Annotated in this window: 16 protein-coding genes; 9 read left to right on the top strand and 7 right to left on the bottom strand. The window is 59.2% G+C overall.

Translation table 11 applies throughout. The annotated features are described in order from the left end of the window. The first annotated feature begins 36 nt into the window (after positions 1-36). From argS to KGFNPO_RS17185, 3 genes are read left to right on the top strand one after another with little or no spacing between them, the layout of a single operon-like run. The gene (gene argS, locus KGFNPO_RS17195; RefSeq protein ID WP_472632443.1) at positions 37-1,758 is read left to right on the top strand and encodes an arginine--tRNA ligase; all 1,722 of its coding nucleotides are present in this window, start codon (positions 37-39) and stop codon (positions 1,756-1,758) included. 19 nt (positions 1,759-1,777) lie between these two features. Next, complete coding sequence (locus KGFNPO_RS17190) at positions 1,778-2,455, top strand: SPOR domain-containing protein (protein ID WP_472632442.1); 678 nt, start codon at positions 1,778-1,780, stop codon at positions 2,453-2,455. A gap of 19 nt (positions 2,456-2,474) precedes the next feature. Beyond that, positions 2,475-3,191, top strand: coding sequence for a thiol:disulfide interchange protein DsbA/DsbL (locus KGFNPO_RS17185; RefSeq protein WP_472632441.1), 717 nt, complete (start codon positions 2,475-2,477; stop codon positions 3,189-3,191). Positions 3,192-3,385: 194 nt separating this feature from the next. Here KGFNPO_RS17185 and KGFNPO_RS17180 read toward each other — a convergent pair whose 3' ends face one another. Next, positions 3,386-4,354 (bottom strand): NAD(P)H-dependent flavin oxidoreductase, encoded by a 969-nt coding sequence (locus KGFNPO_RS17180; RefSeq protein WP_472632440.1) that lies wholly within the window; start codon positions 4,352-4,354, stop codon positions 3,386-3,388. A gap of 119 nt (positions 4,355-4,473) precedes the next feature. Here KGFNPO_RS17180 and KGFNPO_RS17175 point away from each other — a divergent pair, with 119 nt between their 5' ends. Both KGFNPO_RS17175 and KGFNPO_RS17170 read left to right on the top strand, forming a co-directional pair. Continuing rightward, the gene (locus KGFNPO_RS17175; protein ID WP_472632439.1) at positions 4,474-5,337 is read left to right on the top strand and encodes an enoyl-CoA hydratase-related protein; all 864 of its coding nucleotides are present in this window, start codon (positions 4,474-4,476) and stop codon (positions 5,335-5,337) included. 136 nt (positions 5,338-5,473) lie between these two features. Then, complete coding sequence (locus tag KGFNPO_RS17170) at positions 5,474-5,791, top strand: antibiotic biosynthesis monooxygenase family protein (RefSeq protein ID WP_472632438.1); 318 nt, start codon at positions 5,474-5,476, stop codon at positions 5,789-5,791. 261 nt (positions 5,792-6,052) lie between these two features. On the opposite strand, the gene KGFNPO_RS17165 is transcribed toward KGFNPO_RS17170, so the two are convergent. The 4 genes from KGFNPO_RS17165 to gntR form a co-directional block, all read right to left on the bottom strand. Continuing rightward, positions 6,053-6,985 carry an MBL fold metallo-hydrolase gene (locus KGFNPO_RS17165; RefSeq protein WP_472632437.1) on the bottom strand — a complete coding sequence of 311 codons (933 nt, stop codon included), beginning with the start codon at positions 6,983-6,985 and terminating at the stop codon, positions 6,053-6,055. 1 nt (position 6,986) lies between these two features. Then, the gene (locus tag KGFNPO_RS17160; RefSeq protein WP_472614107.1) at positions 6,987-7,436 is read right to left on the bottom strand and encodes a hypothetical protein; all 450 of its coding nucleotides are present in this window, start codon (positions 7,434-7,436) and stop codon (positions 6,987-6,989) included. A gap of 23 nt (positions 7,437-7,459) precedes the next feature. Continuing rightward, positions 7,460-7,675: a DUF1289 domain-containing protein gene (locus KGFNPO_RS17155; protein ID WP_472632436.1), complete on the bottom strand. Its 216-nt coding sequence runs from the start codon at positions 7,673-7,675 to the stop codon at positions 7,460-7,462. 163 nt (positions 7,676-7,838) lie between these two features. After that, entirely contained in the window at positions 7,839-8,861 is a 1,023-nt protein-coding gene (gntR, locus tag KGFNPO_RS17150) for an HTH-type transcriptional regulator GntR (protein ID WP_472632435.1), read from the bottom strand. A gap of 251 nt (positions 8,862-9,112) precedes the next feature. On the opposite strand from gntR, the gene KGFNPO_RS17145 reads away from it, so the two are divergent. The 4 genes from KGFNPO_RS17145 to KGFNPO_RS17130 are packed head-to-tail and all read left to right on the top strand — an operon-like array spanning position 9,113 to position 12,523. Further along, positions 9,113-9,673: a gluconokinase gene (locus KGFNPO_RS17145; protein WP_472632434.1), complete on the top strand. Its 561-nt coding sequence runs from the start codon at positions 9,113-9,115 to the stop codon at positions 9,671-9,673. After that, positions 9,673-10,206 (top strand): TRAP transporter small permease, encoded by a 534-nt coding sequence (locus KGFNPO_RS17140; RefSeq protein WP_472632433.1) that lies wholly within the window; start codon positions 9,673-9,675, stop codon positions 10,204-10,206. The genes KGFNPO_RS17145 and KGFNPO_RS17140 overlap by 1 nt, the downstream gene beginning before the upstream one ends. Further along, entirely contained in the window at positions 10,203-11,480 is a 1,278-nt protein-coding gene (locus KGFNPO_RS17135; protein ID WP_472632432.1) for a TRAP transporter large permease subunit, read from the top strand. The genes KGFNPO_RS17140 and KGFNPO_RS17135 overlap by 4 nt, the downstream gene beginning before the upstream one ends. Positions 11,481-11,512: 32 nt before the next feature. Next, on the top strand, positions 11,513-12,523 hold the full coding sequence (locus tag KGFNPO_RS17130; protein ID WP_472632431.1) for a TRAP transporter substrate-binding protein: 1,011 nt from the start codon (positions 11,513-11,515) through the stop codon (positions 12,521-12,523). A 100-nt stretch (positions 12,524-12,623) separates the two neighbouring features. Here the strand turns inward: KGFNPO_RS17130 and KGFNPO_RS17125 are convergent, their stop codons facing one another. Next, a complete protein-coding gene (locus KGFNPO_RS17125) occupies positions 12,624-12,902 on the bottom strand; it encodes a hypothetical protein (protein WP_472632430.1) in 279 nt (92 codons plus the stop codon). 393 nt (positions 12,903-13,295) lie between these two features. After that, a complete protein-coding gene (locus KGFNPO_RS17120; RefSeq protein ID WP_472632429.1) occupies positions 13,296-14,357 on the bottom strand; it encodes an NAD(P)H-dependent flavin oxidoreductase in 1,062 nt (353 codons plus the stop codon). Positions 14,358-14,517 lie beyond the last annotated feature (160 nt).

Here is a 14,517-nt window from a genome sequence, read left to right as displayed (position 1 = left end):
ATCGCGGGCGGCCATGCCGCTGCGCCCCATTTGCCCATGCTTGCCGATCAAAAACAACAGATTCTCGAACTTTTCAACACGGCGCTGGCGCCCTTGCTGGCCGGCACCGAAGTGCAGGCGAATGTCACGCTGGAGCGTCCGCGCGATCCGGCGCATGGCGATGTCGCATGCAATATCGCCATGCAGTTGTCCAAGCAATTGAAGAAAAACCCGCGTGAATTGGCGCAGGCAATCGTTGCCGCGCTGATGGCAGAAGCAGCTGATGGAACCTTGATCGAAGCGGCCGAGATCGCCGGGCCGGGCTTCATCAATCTGCGCCTGTCGGCTGCGGCGCGGCAATCGGTGGTCAAGACGGTGCTGACGGAAGCCACGGAATACGGCAAAAGCACGGTCGGCGCCGGCCAGAAGGTGGTGGTCGAATTCGTCTCCGCCAATCCGACCGGCCCCTTGCATGTCGGCCACGGCCGTCAGGGTGCGCTGGGCGATGCGCTGGCCGCGCTGCTGGACGCGCAGGGTTACGCGGTCACGCGTGAGTTTTATTACAACGATGCCGGGGTTCAGATCGGCAACCTGGCGCTGTCGGTGCAGGCCCGGGCTCGGGGCTTGACGCCGCTCGACGACGGTTGGCCGGCGTCCGCTTACAACGGCGATTACATCACTGAGATTGCGCAGGATTTCCTGGCCGGCAAGACGGTTACCGGCAGCGACGGCGCATCGGTATCGGCCAGCGGCGCGCCCGACGATCTCGATTCGATCCGTCAGTTTGCGGTTGCTTACTTACGGCGCGAGCAAGATCTGGACTTGCTGGCATTCGGCGTCAAGTTCGACCATTACTATCTCGAATCGTCGCTCTACGGCGATGGCAAAGTCGCCGCCACCGTCGACACGCTGGTGCAAGCCGGCAAGACCTATGAACAAGATGGCGCGCTGTGGCTGCGCACCACCGATTACGGCGACGACAAGGACCGCGTGATGCAAAAATCCGACGGCACCTACACCTACTTCGTGCCGGACGTCGCCTATCACATCACCAAATGGCAACGCGGCTTTACCAAGGCGATTAACGTCCAGGGTTCCGACCACCACGGCACCATCGCCCGCGTGCGCGCCGGCCTGCAGGCGGTCGATATGGGCGTGCCGCAGGGCTACCCGGATTACGTGCTGCACAAGATGGTGACCGTGATGAAGAACGGCGAAGAGGTGAAAATCTCCAAGCGCGCCGGCTCCTATGTGACGGTGCGCGACCTGATCGAATGGTCGGCCGGCGAGAACAATGCCGGCGACCTCACGCGCGGGCGCGATGCAGTGCGCTTCTTCCTGATTTCGCGCAAGGCCGATACCGAATTCGTGTTCGATGTCGATGTCGCGCTGGCGCAATCGGACGAAAATCCTGTGTATTATGTGCAATACGCGCATGCGCGTATTTGCCGCATGCTGGAACTGTGGGGCGGCGATGCGGCCACTCTGGCCGGGGTCGACCTGGCGCCTTTGACAGCCCCGCGCGAAGCGTCTTTGCTGGCCAAGTTGGCTGAATATCCGGACGCGCTGGAACATGCACTGGAAGAACTGGGGCCGCATCAGGTGGCGTTTTACCTGCGCGATTTGGCCGGCGAACTGCATAGCTACTACAATGCGGAACGGGTGCTGGTCGATGATGCGCCGTTGAAAATGGCGCGACTGGCGCTTGTGTGTGCCACGCGGCAAGTATTGCGAAATGGTTTGGCGCTGATCGGCGTCTCGGCTCCTGAAAAGATGTAATCGATGTAATTGGAGAAGTATGGCAACTCACCAAAAAAAGAGCAGCAAAGTACGCGCTAGTGCACGCAACTCCGGCCAGCAAGGCGGCACCTTACTGGGTTTGATCATTGGCTTGATCATCGGCCTGGGGATTGCGCTGGCGGTCGCACTGAGCATCACCAAAGCAGGTTTGCCTTTCATCAACAAGGGGGCCCAGCCGAGAGCCGTCGAAGGCAGCGGCGGCGCAATTGTGGTCGATCCCAACAAGCCGCTGTATGGCAACAAGGACGCGGCCAAGGAAGCCGCCCGCGACCTCGCCAAGCCGGCCGAAGAAGTCGCACCCGCACCGGCGGCGCTGCCGGAATCGAAGCCGCAGCCGCAGACCGCCGCCAAGCCTGCAGTCGAATCCGGCAAGGCGCCGCTGGTCGAAAAATCGGTGGCTGAAAAGGAAGCACCCGCCAAGCCCGCCGCCGGGGAAGAGAAGTACACGTATTATCTGCAGGCCGGTGCGTTTCGGGAGCAGGCAGATGCCGACAGCACCCGAGCCAAGCTAGCCCTGCTCGGGTTCGAAGCGCGCGTGACCGAGCGCCTGTCCGATAGCGGCACCCTGTACCGGGTGCGTGTCGGTCCTTTTGGTCAGATCGAAACAATGAACCGTATCCGCGAGAAACTGTCAGAAAACGGCGTCGACGTCGCTGTCGTGCGTAGCCCCAAATAAACCAGAAAAGGAAAGTCGTATGCGCTTGTTACCCAAACTATTTGTCACTCTTGGCCTGAGCCTGCTGGCGCTGTCCGTCAGTGCCGCGCCCGATAATCCAAAAAACGGTGTCGATTTCCGTACGCTGGACAAGGCGCAGCAAACCGACATCGGCGAAAAAGTCGAAGTCACCGAATTCTTTTGGTACAGCTGCCCGCACTGCCATGCATTCGAGCCGTCGCTGGATGCCTGGGTCAAAAAGCAGGGCAACAATATCGTTTTCAAGCGGGTGCCGATCGCTTTCAATGAATCCTTCGTGCCGCAGCAGCGCCTGTATTACGCACTTGAAGCGCTCGGTCTTGCCTCGAAATTGAACGCCAAGGTATTCAACGCGATCCACGTCGAGCGCCAACCGCTCGACAAGGATGCATCGATTGCCGACTTCATCGCCAAACAGGGCGTGGATAAGCAAAAATTCGTCAATATGTACAATTCCTTCGGGGTGCAAGCCAAAGTGCGCACCGCCACCCAATTGCAGGCCGCATACAAGATCGACGGCGTGCCCACTATCGCCGTCGGCGGCCGTTACATCACATCGCCATCGATCGCCGGCGCCGGTCTGAGCGGCAGTCAGCCGGAAGCCGCGCTGCAGGCCGCCGCGCTGAAAGTGATGGATTTTCTGGTGGCAAAAGCGGCCAAGGAGAAAGGCGAAGCAGCCAAGCCAACCATAGCCGCCGCACCCTTGAAGAAAAAATAAAACTTTTTAAATTAAAAAAATCCGCCACTCGCAAGAGTGGCGGATTTTTTTGATAGTAGTGCAGGCCTCCGTGCCTGCAACCGGTTGCAGGCACGGAGGCCTGCACTACTTTACTTCATGAAAGTGGAGTATTTTTTAATGCCGCAATGTATACATGCGGTAATTGCATTAAATATTGGCATACTCCACCTATTTTACATATCGGTGCAAATCCGCCGTTTCGCCGCATCGTACTCGTCTTTCAGGCGCGTCACCATTTCGGCCACCGTAGGCACATCGGTCATCAGGCCGACGCCTTGCCCGGCCCCCCATATATCGCGCCAGGCCTTGGCCTTGCTGCCCTCGCCGGTGCCGAAATTCATCGCCGTTTTATCTGCTTGCGGCAGGTTTTCCGGGTCCAGTCCTGCCTGGACGATGGATTTTTTCAGGTAATTGCCATGCACCCCGGTAAACAGGTTGGTGTAGACGATGTCGGCCGCCGCCGATTCGACAATCGCGTTGCGGTATTCGTCGTTCACGTTCGATTCCTTGGTGGCCAGCCAGCGCGAGCCGATATACGCCAGATCGGCGCCCATCGCCTGCGCGGCGAGGATTGCATCGCCGGTTGCGATCGAACCCGACAGCGCCACCGGACCCTGGAAAAATTTGCGAATTTCGCCCACCAGCGCGAACGGCGACAAAGCGCCGGCATGGCCGCCGGCGCCGGCCGCCACCAGAATCAAGCCATCGACGCCGGCTTCCAGCGCCTTTTGCGCGTGACGGATCGAAATCACGTCATGCAGCACGATGCCGCCGTAACTGTGGATTGCATCCAGCATCTCTTTCGGTGGCGCCCGCAAGGAGGAAATGATGATCGGAATCCGGTGCCTGACGCAGACTTCGACGTCGTGCGCCAGCCGGTCATTGGACTGATGGACGATCTGGTTGACCGCGATCGGTCCCACTTTCGCCTCAGGATTGGCCGCCTGGTAGGTTGCCAGTTCGGCCTGAATCTGACTCAGCCAGGTGTCGAGCAACTCCGCCGGGCGCGCATTGAGCGCCGGAAAAGCGCCGACGATGCCGGCCTTGCATTGGGCAATCACCAGCGCCGGACCGCTGGCGATGAACAGCGGAGAGCCGATAACGGGAAGACGTAGATTCTGCAGTGCGGCAGGCAATGCCATGGTGACCTCGCGAAAATTTCAAATGGAAAGTCGATTATAGGATGAAAAAAGTACGAGCGTGCTAGATTGTCTGCTCTAGTGAATTGGAACACAATCGACCCTTATTTCAAGGAGATGCCATGTCAAACCAATGCTTCACTTTCACCATCGCCGATCAGGTCGCCCATCTGGTGCTCAATCGCCCGCAAGCCATGAATACCATGCAGCCGGTATTCTGGCGCGAACTGATTGCGATCCTGAGCAGTTTGCAGCGCGACGCGCCGGCTCGCGCGCTGGTGATTTCTTCCACCGGCAAACACTTTAGCGCCGGCATGGCGCTCGATGTGTTCGCCAATGCCGGCGCTTCCGGCTTCACGCTGGATGAAAAAAGCGCGGCCGGGCGCGCCACCATCGCCCACACGGTAGCCGGGATGCAGCAGGTATTTACTCAGCTGGAACAATTGCGCATGCCGGTCATCGCCGCCATCCAGGGCGGTTGCATCGGCGGCGCGGTGGACCTGGCCTGCGCCTGCGATATCCGCCTGACTACGGCCGACGCCTTCTTCTGCATTCAGGAAATCAATATCGGCATGACTGCCGACATGGGCACCTTGCAACGCTTGCCGAAGTTGATCCCCGAAGGCGTGGTGCACGAGCTGGCCTACACCGGCCGTCGCCTGCCGGCACAGCGTGCGCTGGCGTTGGGATTGTCGAATGCGGTATTCGAATCGCAGGAAGAGCTGATCGAAGCCGCGCTGGCAATGGCGCACGAAATCGCCCAAAAACCGCCAGTCGCGATCTGGGGCAGCAAGCAGGCGATCCACTACGCGCGCGATCATTCAACCCACGACGCATTGCAACAGATGGCATGGCTGCAATCCGGCATCTGGCAGGGCAGCAACCTGCTGGAAGCTTTCCTCGCAAAGCAGCAGAATCGTCCCACCCGATACGACGATTTGCCGCCGCTGCAATCGTTTGCCGATGCTGATTACACGCTCGGCTAAATTTGCAGTGAACCAGGCGGTAAGCCGCACACCAGGGGCGTGCGGCTTACCGCCTTGATAGCGGGTACAGTCGAGATGCGGCCAGAATGGATCGACAGATCACTGCGTCCGCAATCGGAAGGAACGAGGCTAAAACATGAAATTCATCTTCGAGGTTCGCATGAAGCCGGGTTACTCGGTGGAGCAGTACGCTGCAGCGTGGGTGCGCGCCAGCGAGATCATTCAGCGTACGCCCGGGGCACGAGGGACGTATCTGCACCGGAAAATTGGCGATCCCAACGTGTTGCTGGCGATTGCAAGCTGGGATTCGAAGGCGCACCGGGATGCGAAGGATGACCGCAGGAGTGAAACCGTGCGCGCAATTCTCGAAAAGCATGCGACGCATTGTGAAATTACGGTTATCGGAGAATTCGAGGAGCCGGAATGGTCGGTGCTGCCGGGCTTGCAGCCTTGAAGTAGCTATTCAGGCGGCTATAAGAGGCTTCTAAACCGAAGCAGTTTTTGTAGGAGCGCACCCGGGCGCGAAAGCAGTCGCCAGACTACAGCCGTTGATCGCGCCCAAGTGCGCTCCTACAGAGCCGCACCACTTCGCTTTTCATTGGCATGCCGGCCGAATAGGCGCGCTTGCCGCGAAATAAACCGGAGTATGTTAAAAATACCCTCTATTTCATTGTGGAAATAGCCATCGTTATCTGGAGTATATGTGAAAGCACGGTCAGTCCCGATTGACCAGCAGGTCGCCTTCAACCACCGCCGCGCCCGCTTTTACCAACTGCGCAATCGCCCATTGCGTCAGCACCGGCAGCGGTTGTTGCAGCAAGCGCCGGTTGGCCTCAAGCAATATGCGCATCTGCGACAGCAGTTGCGGCAGCTCGGCAATTGCGATTCTTTGCCGATCCAGCAGCAGGAATTTCAGCAGCACCTTGACTGCGTTCTGCGCGTTGCGCACCGGATCGGCGGATAGATAGTCGAGGCGGGAAAACGCGACGTCGAGCGCCTGTTGCACGCCGGTAAAAGGCGCGCCGTGGCCCGGAATGACCAGGCGGGCGTCGAGCGTGGCGATCAGTTCCAGCGTGGCGCGCACTTCGGCAAAGCCGGATTCTCCTTCCAGTTCAGGGAACACCACGCCGAAACCGTTTTGCCACAGCGCGTCGGCAGAAATCAGAATCCGCTCCTCAGGACAAAACAGGATCAGCGAATGCGGATCATGGCCGGGCGCGCCCAGCACGTGCCATTCCATGTCGCCCAGCGTCAGCTTGGCGCCGGCTTCGATGGTGTCGTCGAAACTGAAGCGTTCGCATTGCTGGCCGGTGGCGCTGAAACTCAGTGCGTCTTCATCCCAGGTCCTGACTTTTTGCGCTTCCGAAGCCGGGATCGTGGTGCGGCAGTCGTAGGCTTGCTGCAGCACCGCATTGCCGCCGCAATGGTCGGAATGCAGATGGGTGTTGATCAATCGTTCCAGCGGCCGCCCCTGCAGCGCGTATTGCACCAGCGCCAGGGTTTGCGCTGCGTGCGTGTGGTAGCCGCTGTCGACCAGGGCGGTCTGGCCGCTCCCGCCGAACAGGATGTTGTTGGAAGATAGCCAGCCGCGTTCCAGAACTTGCATGGTGGCGGGCATCTGCAGCGGCGTATCGATTGCTTGCGTCATCTCATGCCTTCATCTGGTAAGCCAGCGATATTTTGGCGAATTCAACCAGCAGCGCTTCGCTGCCGCCGTTGAAAGTGGTGAAGGCGATGCCGGTGCGGATGATCATGCGCGGCGGGAAAATCCAGTCCAGATAGGGGATGCCGATCATTTTGGCGCTGCGCACATCGGCCCAGAGCACTTGCTTGTTGTACATCCAGGTCTGGGTGATGCCGTTCTGGTCGACGGTGGTGGTCGATTTCAGGAACCAGTAATAACTGACCAGCAGCATCAGGGCGGAAAAAAACAGCAGCGCCTTGATGCCGAAACCGTAATTGGCCAGCGGAAATTGCAGCGTGACCCGTATCGCATACGCGGCCAGCGCAATCGTCACCGTGGTGGCGAGGTACTTGAACCACTGGCTGTAAGCGGGGCCGGTGACGGTGTGTTGGGGTTTGTAAAACTGTACGGTCATTGTTGGAGGTCTCGATTATTTTATTATTTTGAAAGGGGGCGAAGGCGGCGCTTGATTTCCTGCCACATCGTGCGTTTATCGTTTTCGCTGGCTTTGCTCCAGGCGATGATTTCCGGAATGGTGCGCCGGCAACCCTGGCACAGACCTGAAGCATCATCCATTTTGCACAGATTGATGCAGGGCGACGGCAGCGGGCCGACATGGGTTTCGGGATCGAAATCCTGTGCTGTCATCGTCATTGATCGGGTCTCATGGTTATGATTTTTTGGGGAAGACCATTATGCCGTCAAAATGCAGCGCCGTTTGAGCGTGCGATCAGATAGCATTGCCGTAAATGCAATGGATACGCAGCACCGGTCTGCATTATCGGAACCAGCGCGGAGCCAGCGCAGAGCCAGCGGACTAGGTGCTTTCGCGCACCACCAGCGTAAAGCCCTGATCAATTTGCGCCGGTTCCGGCATGCGGCCTTTCATGCGTTGCAGCAACATTGTTGCGGCTGCGTGACCGATCGCATAGCGCGGGGTGGCGATGGTGGTGAGCCTCGGATTGATCCAGGCCGAAGCGGTCAGGTCATTGAAGCCGGCCACCGCCAGTTGTTGCGGGATGCGAATGCCGCGCCGCTGGCATTCGAACAGCACGCCCTGCGCCAGATCGTCATTGCAGCAGAACAGCGCGTCGCAATCGGGCGCTTGCTGCAGCAGCTGATCCAGCAGTTGCACGCCGAGTCCGATCGAGGACGGCGCGCTATTTAATAGTTCGCCCGCCGGATAGCGCAGGTCGGCTTGCTGCAAGGCGGCCCGGTAGCCGGCCAGCCGCTCCATCACGCGCGGATCGAGTTGCGCGCCCAGAAAGCCGATGTGCCGGTAGCCGCGTTCGATTAAATGTGCGGTCATCGCGAACCCCGCATCGAACTGACGCAGGCCGACCGAAAAGGCGTCGGACTGCCCCAGTTCCATCATGTGCACCACTGGAATCCGGCTGTTGGCTATCAGCTGGCGCGTCAGCGCGGTCTGGTCGAAACCGGTGATCAGCAAGCCGTCCGGCGAGTGCTCCAGATAGGCCCGCAGCAGGTTTTCTTCCTCCGCCGCCGAATAGCGGGTATCGCCGATCAGGGTGCGGTAGCCATGCGGATACAACACATCGTGCACACCGGCCAGGATTTCGATGAAGACCGTATTCGATAGCGACGGTACCAATACCACAATGCTGTCGGAGCGGGCGCGGGCCAGCGCCCGGGCGGCACGATTCGGCACATAGCCGGTGGCGGCGATGACGGCGTCGATCTGCACCCGCAGCGCGTCCGACACCAGGTGCGGCGTATTGATTGCGCGTGAGACCGTAATGGTGCTGGTGCCGACGCGGGCGGCGATATCTGCCAGCGTCACGCTGCCGGAGCGGGTAGGGCGGGGTTTGCGTATGGACATGAGGGAGGGTTGTACCGGAATCGCCGGCGCCTTGCAATGCTTGATCAGACTTTCCTGGCGCTCCCGTGCTGGCTGCGGCCGGTAGATTCCATGAATAAATTTTGACTATAAAAGCAGCAGTTTTTTGCTGCAGCGCCACATCGAAATGACTTTACAAAGTATTCGAAATGATTAAAATCCTCGCAATGTTAGCGCTAACATAGGCGTGTTGCCAACTTCAAGTCAATAAATATCAAGAAAAAATAAGCAGAATGAACCATCGAACAATCACAGATTGTCATTCGCTGCGCTGGGTCATCATGGGCGTGAGCGGTTGCGGCAAGAGCGAAATGGGGCGTCGCCTGGCTGATTGCATCGGCGTCGCCTATGTGGAAGGAGATGACGATCATCCTGCCGCCAATGTCGCCAAGATGGTGGCCGGGACCGCGCTCGATGATGCCGACCGTCAGGACTGGTTGCTGATCCTGCAAGCGCGCATCCGCGCCGCGCAACAACAGGGCGTCGGCTTGGTGCTGTCCTGTTCGGCGCTGAAGCGCCGTTATCGGGATTTGTTGCGGCAAGGCGATCCGGCGCTGGTGTTTGTGCATCTCGACGGCGACCGTGAATTGATCGCGGCCCGCATGCTGGCGCGCGGTAATCACTTCATGCCGCTGGCCTTGCTCGACAGCCAGTTGCGCGATCTGGAGCCGCCGGCCGAGGATGAGAACGCGCTGCGGCTGGATATCCGGCGCGCACCGGAACAGTTGATTGACGACATCACGCAACGCTGTGCTGATTTTAAAAATAGTGGATACAACAAGGAGACACAATAATGAAGCAACTGGTTCCGCGTCTGGAGCATAGCGTCGAATGGCTGATGGCGCTGGCGCTGGCCATCATGGTGGCGCTGGTGTTCGGCAACGTCGTGTTGCGCTATGTTTTCAATACCGGCTTCGCGGCGGCGGAAGAGATTTCCCGCCTGATGTTCGTCTGGCTGATTTTCCTCGGCGCGATTCTGGCCTTGCGCCGCCATGCCCATCTGGGGGTCGAGATGGTGCAGGCGCGCTTGCCGATGGGTGCGCGCCGCATCTGCGCGGTCATCAGTCACTTGCTGATGCTGTACGGGCTCTGGCTGTTTCTGTACGGCAGCTGGACCCAGACCGTGATCGGCATGAGCACCTATTCCACCGTGCTGCGTTATCCGACTGCCTTCATGGCTGCCGCCGGGCTGATCTGTGCCGCCTCGATGATCCTGATTGTTGCGATTAATTTGTGGCGCATCGTCACGCGGCATCCGGACGCGATGGTGCCAGGAAGCACCGTCCCTTCGGTGGATGAAATCATCCAGCAGGGAGCCGCAGAATGACGCTCGCCATCTTCCTCGGTTCCCTCGTCCTGCTGATGACGCTGGGGATGCCGATTGCTTTTGCGCTGATGCTGACCGGCGTCGCGCTGATGTTCCATCTGGACTTTTTCGACGCCCAACTGGTGGCGCAAAACTTGCTGTCCGGCGCCGACAACTTCCCGCTGATGGCAGTGCCGTTCTTCATCCTGGCCGGCGAATTGATGAATGCCGGCGGTATCTCCAAGCGCATCATCACACTGGCGGTCAGCCTGGTCGGTCATATCAAGGGCGGACTCGGCTATGTCGCCATCGGTGCCTCGGTATTGTTGGCCAGCCTGTCCGGTTCGGCGATTGCCGATACCGCCGCGCTGGCGACCTTGCTGATCCCGATGATGCGCGATAACGGTTACCCGGTGCCGCGTTCGGCCGGCCTGATCGCCTCCGGCGGCATCATCGCACCGATCATTCCGCCTTCGATGTCGTTCATCATCTTCGGCGTCGCCACCAATACTTCGATCAGCAAATTGTTCATGGCGGGTATCGTGCCGGGCATCCTGATGGGGGTCGTGCTGGTGACAGTCTGGATGGTGCTGGCGCGCAAGATGAATGTCACGCCGCAACCGAAACGCGCCTGGTCCGAGCGCCGCAGCGCACTGATCGACAGCGTCTGGGCATTGATGTTGCCGGTCATTATCATCGGCGGCTTGCGCGGCGGTTTTTTTACGCCGACTGAAGCTGCGGTGGTGGCTGCTGTGTATGCGCTGGGAGTCAGCCTGTTCGTGTATCGCGAGGTGAAGCTGAAGCAACTGGTGAAATTATTTGTCGATGCGGCCCAGACCACCAGTACCGTGATGTTCCTGGTGGCCGGAGCGCTGGTGTCGTCGTATATGGTGACATTGGCCGATCTGCCGGCGCAGTTGACCGAGACGCTGGGGCCCTTGATGAGTGACCCGCGCGCGCTGATGGCGGCCATCATGCTGTTGCTGCTGGCGGTCGGCATCGTGATGGATCTGACGCCGACGATCCTGGTGATGGCGCCGGTGCTGATGCCGCTGGCGCTGAAGGCCGGCATCGATGGCACGTATTTCGGCGTCATGTTCGTGCTGGTCGGAACGCTGGGCCTGATCCATCCGCCAGTCTGCACGGTGCTCAATGTGGTCTGCGGCGTGGCCAAAATCTCGCTGGAAAGCGCCACCAAAGGCATCTGGCCGTTCTTGCTGGCGTATATCGCCCTGATTATCGTGTTCATCGTTTTCCCCGGAATCATCACCGTACCGATGGTCTGGTTTAGTTAATATTCATTCACACAGCAACACTTGGAGACCGTATGAAAAATATCCTTAAAACACTGGTGATGGCACTGGCAATTGCAGGCGTAACCAGCACTGCGGTGCAAGCGGCTGAGTACAAGGCGCGCATCATCCGCTTCGGCTACGGCCTGGCCGATGACAGCAATCAAGGCCGCGCGGTCAAGTTCTTTGCCGACGATCTGGCCAAGCGCACCGGCGGCAAGCTCAAAGCCAGAGGCTTCGCCAACGCCAGCCTGGGCGGCGACATGCAAATGCAAAATGCGCTGATCGGCGGCGCACAGGAAATGATGGTCGGTTCCACCGCCACCCTGGTCGGCATCGTCAAGGATTTCGGCGTCTACGATTTGCCCTTCCTGTTTGCCAATGAAAAAGAAGCTGATGCGGTGCTGGATGGCCCATTCGGCCAGAAACTGGCTAACCGTCTGCAGGAAAAAGGCTTGGTCGGATTGGTGTATTGGGAAAACGGTTTCCGCAACCTGACCAACACCAAGCGCCCGATCACCAAGCTGGAAGACATGCAGGGCGTCAAGCTGCGCGTGATGCAAAACCCGGTGTATATCGACATGTTCAATAGCTTCGGCGCGAATGCGGTGCCGCTGCCATTCTCGGAATTATTTACCGCGCTGGAAACCAAGACCGTGGACGGTCAGGAAAACCCGGTCAACACCATCCAGTCCAGCAAGTTCTACGAAGTGCAGAAATACCTGTCGATCACCAAGCATGTATACAGCCCGTGGATCGTGCTCGCCAGCAAGAAATGGTGGGATGGCTTGAACGCCGATGAGAAAAAGGCATTGCAGGAGTCCGCCGTGGCTTCGCGCAGTTTCGAGCGCCAGGACAGCCGCGCGGCTGCGATCAAGGCGGTTGATTACCTGAAGTCCAAGGGCATGCAGGTCAGCGTGGTCAGTGACAAGGAAATCGGCCGCATGCGCGACAAAGTCAAACCAGCGTTCGACAAATTCGCCGCCGATGGCGGTGCCGACGTGGTGAAAGACGTACAGGCCGAACTGGCCAAACTGCGCAAGTAATCCGGCGCTCTGCCGCAGATTGCGCACTCGCGCCATCTGCGGTTTTCCAGCTTGAAACCAGAGTGCGCTACTGGCTTGCTGCTGGTTTATCAGGCTCGCGTTATTTCGGCTGCTCGGCCAGCGCCTTTACCAGCAGTTCCGCCACCACTTCGTTCATTCCCATTGCACGCGTTTGCGCCACAGCCTGCAACTGGGCCACCAGATCGCCGTGGAGTTTGACCGCGAATGGCACCAGACCGAGCGCCTGATCCAGCTTGCGCTGATCGCGCCGGTCCAGCGGCGCGGCGGCATCCTGGCCGAACGCCGGGCTGGTGCCGGCTTGCTTCATTTTGCCGGTCAGTTTCATTGCTTTCTGTTTTTCCAGGCCGGATTTTTTCATCGCTAGATACCTCTTTAAATTGAAGCGGCCCATTTTACGCAAGTGCGGCGCTGGCAATGTATTTAAAACGCTTGCCGGCACGTTCGAAATTATCGTAACTATTCAGCCCGCTATAAGAAACTTCCAAGCCGAAGCAGTTTTTATGTAGGAGCGCACCTGGGCGCGAAAGCAGTCGCCAGACTGCAGCCGTTGATCGCGCCCGGGTGCGCTCCTACAAAATCGTACCATTTCACTCTTAATTATCTTGCCGGCTGAACAGCTATGCGTCGTCAATAAAAAGCAGGAGTATGCATTAAAACAGTGCATTTCCCGCATATATTCATTGCGCAATTAAAAAATACCTGGCCTTGTATATTTATTGTGGTTGAGCAGGCTGGCGATGCGCCGCTGCCATCAGCGCCCGGGCAGCGCGATCGACAGCTCGTCGGCCAGGGTTTGCACCAGCAGCGCGGCCGGCATTGGGCGCGCCAGGGCTGCGCCTTGTCCGGCCCAGAGCGACATCATTTCCAGCTGACCTTGCTGGGATGCTGCTCGGCGGATTTCCGCGGTCAGTGCGTTCTGGATTGGATACGCCGGCATCTCTTGCTCGAACGGGCGCAGCTGTTGCATGAAATCGGTGACGATGCCGCGTGCATACTTGCCCGAAAACACCCGCGTCAGGCGCGTGCCGTCGTCGCTGGTGTGCGGGATGCGTTGTTTCCAGCCCGGGTGAATCCCGGCTTCCGGGCAACACAGGAAGGCGGTGCCGAGTTGCGCCGCTTGCGCGCCCAGGATCAGCGCGGCGGCGATGCCCCGGCCATCCATGATGCCGCCGGCCGCGATCAGCGGCAGATTGACCGCGCGCGCGACTTGCGGAATCAGCGCCATCAGGCCGATTCCGGATTGTTCGAAATCGCCCAGAAAGGTGCCGCGATGGCCGCCGGCTTCAATCCCCTGGATGCAAATCGCATCGGCGCCGGCCGCTTCCCAGACTTTGGCTTCGGCCACCGTGGTGGCGGTGCCGATCACGAACGAACCTTTTTGCCTGAATTGCGCCACCGTGGCGGCGTCGAGCACGCCGAAAGTGAAGCTGACCACCGGCGGCGCCAGCGCCAGCAGGGCGGCGATCTGGGCTTGGTTGTTTTCGCAGAATTTGGTGGGGCTGGTTGCCGCTGGCAAGCCCAGAGCAGCCCGAAACGGGTTCAGACGCGCCTGCGCCACCGCCAGTTCGGCCTCATTCATAGGCGGTTCTTCCAGCACGAACAGGTTGACATTGAACGGCCGGCGGGTCAGGGCGCGCACCCGTTGCAGGCTTTCGGCAATCGCCGCCGGCGACAGCGTGGCGGCCGCGAACGAGCCCAAGGCGCCGGCATTGCTGACCGCCGCCACCAGTTCGGGCGTGGTGGCGCCACCGGCCATCGGCGCCTGGATGATCGGATGGTTGATGCCGAGCATCGTTACGAAACGTGAATACATGATTAAGCGACTCCCTGTATTTGGACAGAACGGATAGATGCGCAATATTTATACGCAACGTATTTATACGCAACGTTCGCTGCTGTCATTTCAGCGCGCGTTGCAGATGCCGGCGCGGATTTTTCAAGGCGCTACAAGCCCATTATATTCGGCTACAATT

This window comes from Gelidimonas diazotrophica, assembly GCF_055694025.1.
The sequence above is the reverse complement of the archived record's forward strand: the minus strand, read 5'-3'. Positions and strand labels throughout refer to the sequence as shown.

Excerpts from the sequence above, each read along its gene's own strand:
- KGFNPO_RS17130 (WP_472632431.1), top strand. The coding sequence starts at position 11,513 with ATGAAAAATATCCTTAAAACACTGGTGATGGCACTGGCAATTGCAGGC.
- KGFNPO_RS17155 (WP_472632436.1), bottom strand. The coding sequence starts at position 7,675 with ATGACGATGACAGCACAGGATTTCGATCCCGAAACCCATGTCGGCCCG.
- KGFNPO_RS17145 (WP_472632434.1), top strand. The coding sequence starts at position 9,113 with ATGAACCATCGAACAATCACAGATTGTCATTCGCTGCGCTGGGTCATC.
- KGFNPO_RS17120 (WP_472632429.1), bottom strand. The coding sequence starts at position 14,357 with ATGTATTCACGTTTCGTAACGATGCTCGGCATCAACCATCCGATCATC.
- KGFNPO_RS17165 (WP_472632437.1), bottom strand. The coding sequence starts at position 6,985 with ATGACGCAAGCAATCGATACGCCGCTGCAGATGCCCGCCACCATGCAA.
- KGFNPO_RS17125 (WP_472632430.1), bottom strand. The coding sequence starts at position 12,902 with ATGAAAAAATCCGGCCTGGAAAAACAGAAAGCAATGAAACTGACCGGC.
- KGFNPO_RS17135 (WP_472632432.1), top strand. The coding sequence starts at position 10,203 with ATGACGCTCGCCATCTTCCTCGGTTCCCTCGTCCTGCTGATGACGCTG.
- KGFNPO_RS17180 (WP_472632440.1), bottom strand. The coding sequence starts at position 4,354 with ATGGCATTGCCTGCCGCACTGCAGAATCTACGTCTTCCCGTTATCGGC.
- KGFNPO_RS17170 (WP_472632438.1), top strand. The coding sequence starts at position 5,474 with ATGAAATTCATCTTCGAGGTTCGCATGAAGCCGGGTTACTCGGTGGAG.
- KGFNPO_RS17190 (WP_472632442.1), top strand. The coding sequence starts at position 1,778 with ATGGCAACTCACCAAAAAAAGAGCAGCAAAGTACGCGCTAGTGCACGC.
- KGFNPO_RS17185 (WP_472632441.1), top strand. The coding sequence starts at position 2,475 with ATGCGCTTGTTACCCAAACTATTTGTCACTCTTGGCCTGAGCCTGCTG.
- KGFNPO_RS17140 (WP_472632433.1), top strand. The coding sequence starts at position 9,673 with ATGAAGCAACTGGTTCCGCGTCTGGAGCATAGCGTCGAATGGCTGATG.
- argS (WP_472632443.1), top strand. The coding sequence starts at position 37 with ATGCTTGCCGATCAAAAACAACAGATTCTCGAACTTTTCAACACGGCG.
- KGFNPO_RS17160 (WP_472614107.1), bottom strand. The coding sequence starts at position 7,436 with ATGACCGTACAGTTTTACAAACCCCAACACACCGTCACCGGCCCCGCT.
- gntR (WP_472632435.1), bottom strand. The coding sequence starts at position 8,861 with ATGTCCATACGCAAACCCCGCCCTACCCGCTCCGGCAGCGTGACGCTG.
- KGFNPO_RS17175 (WP_472632439.1), top strand. The coding sequence starts at position 4,474 with ATGTCAAACCAATGCTTCACTTTCACCATCGCCGATCAGGTCGCCCAT.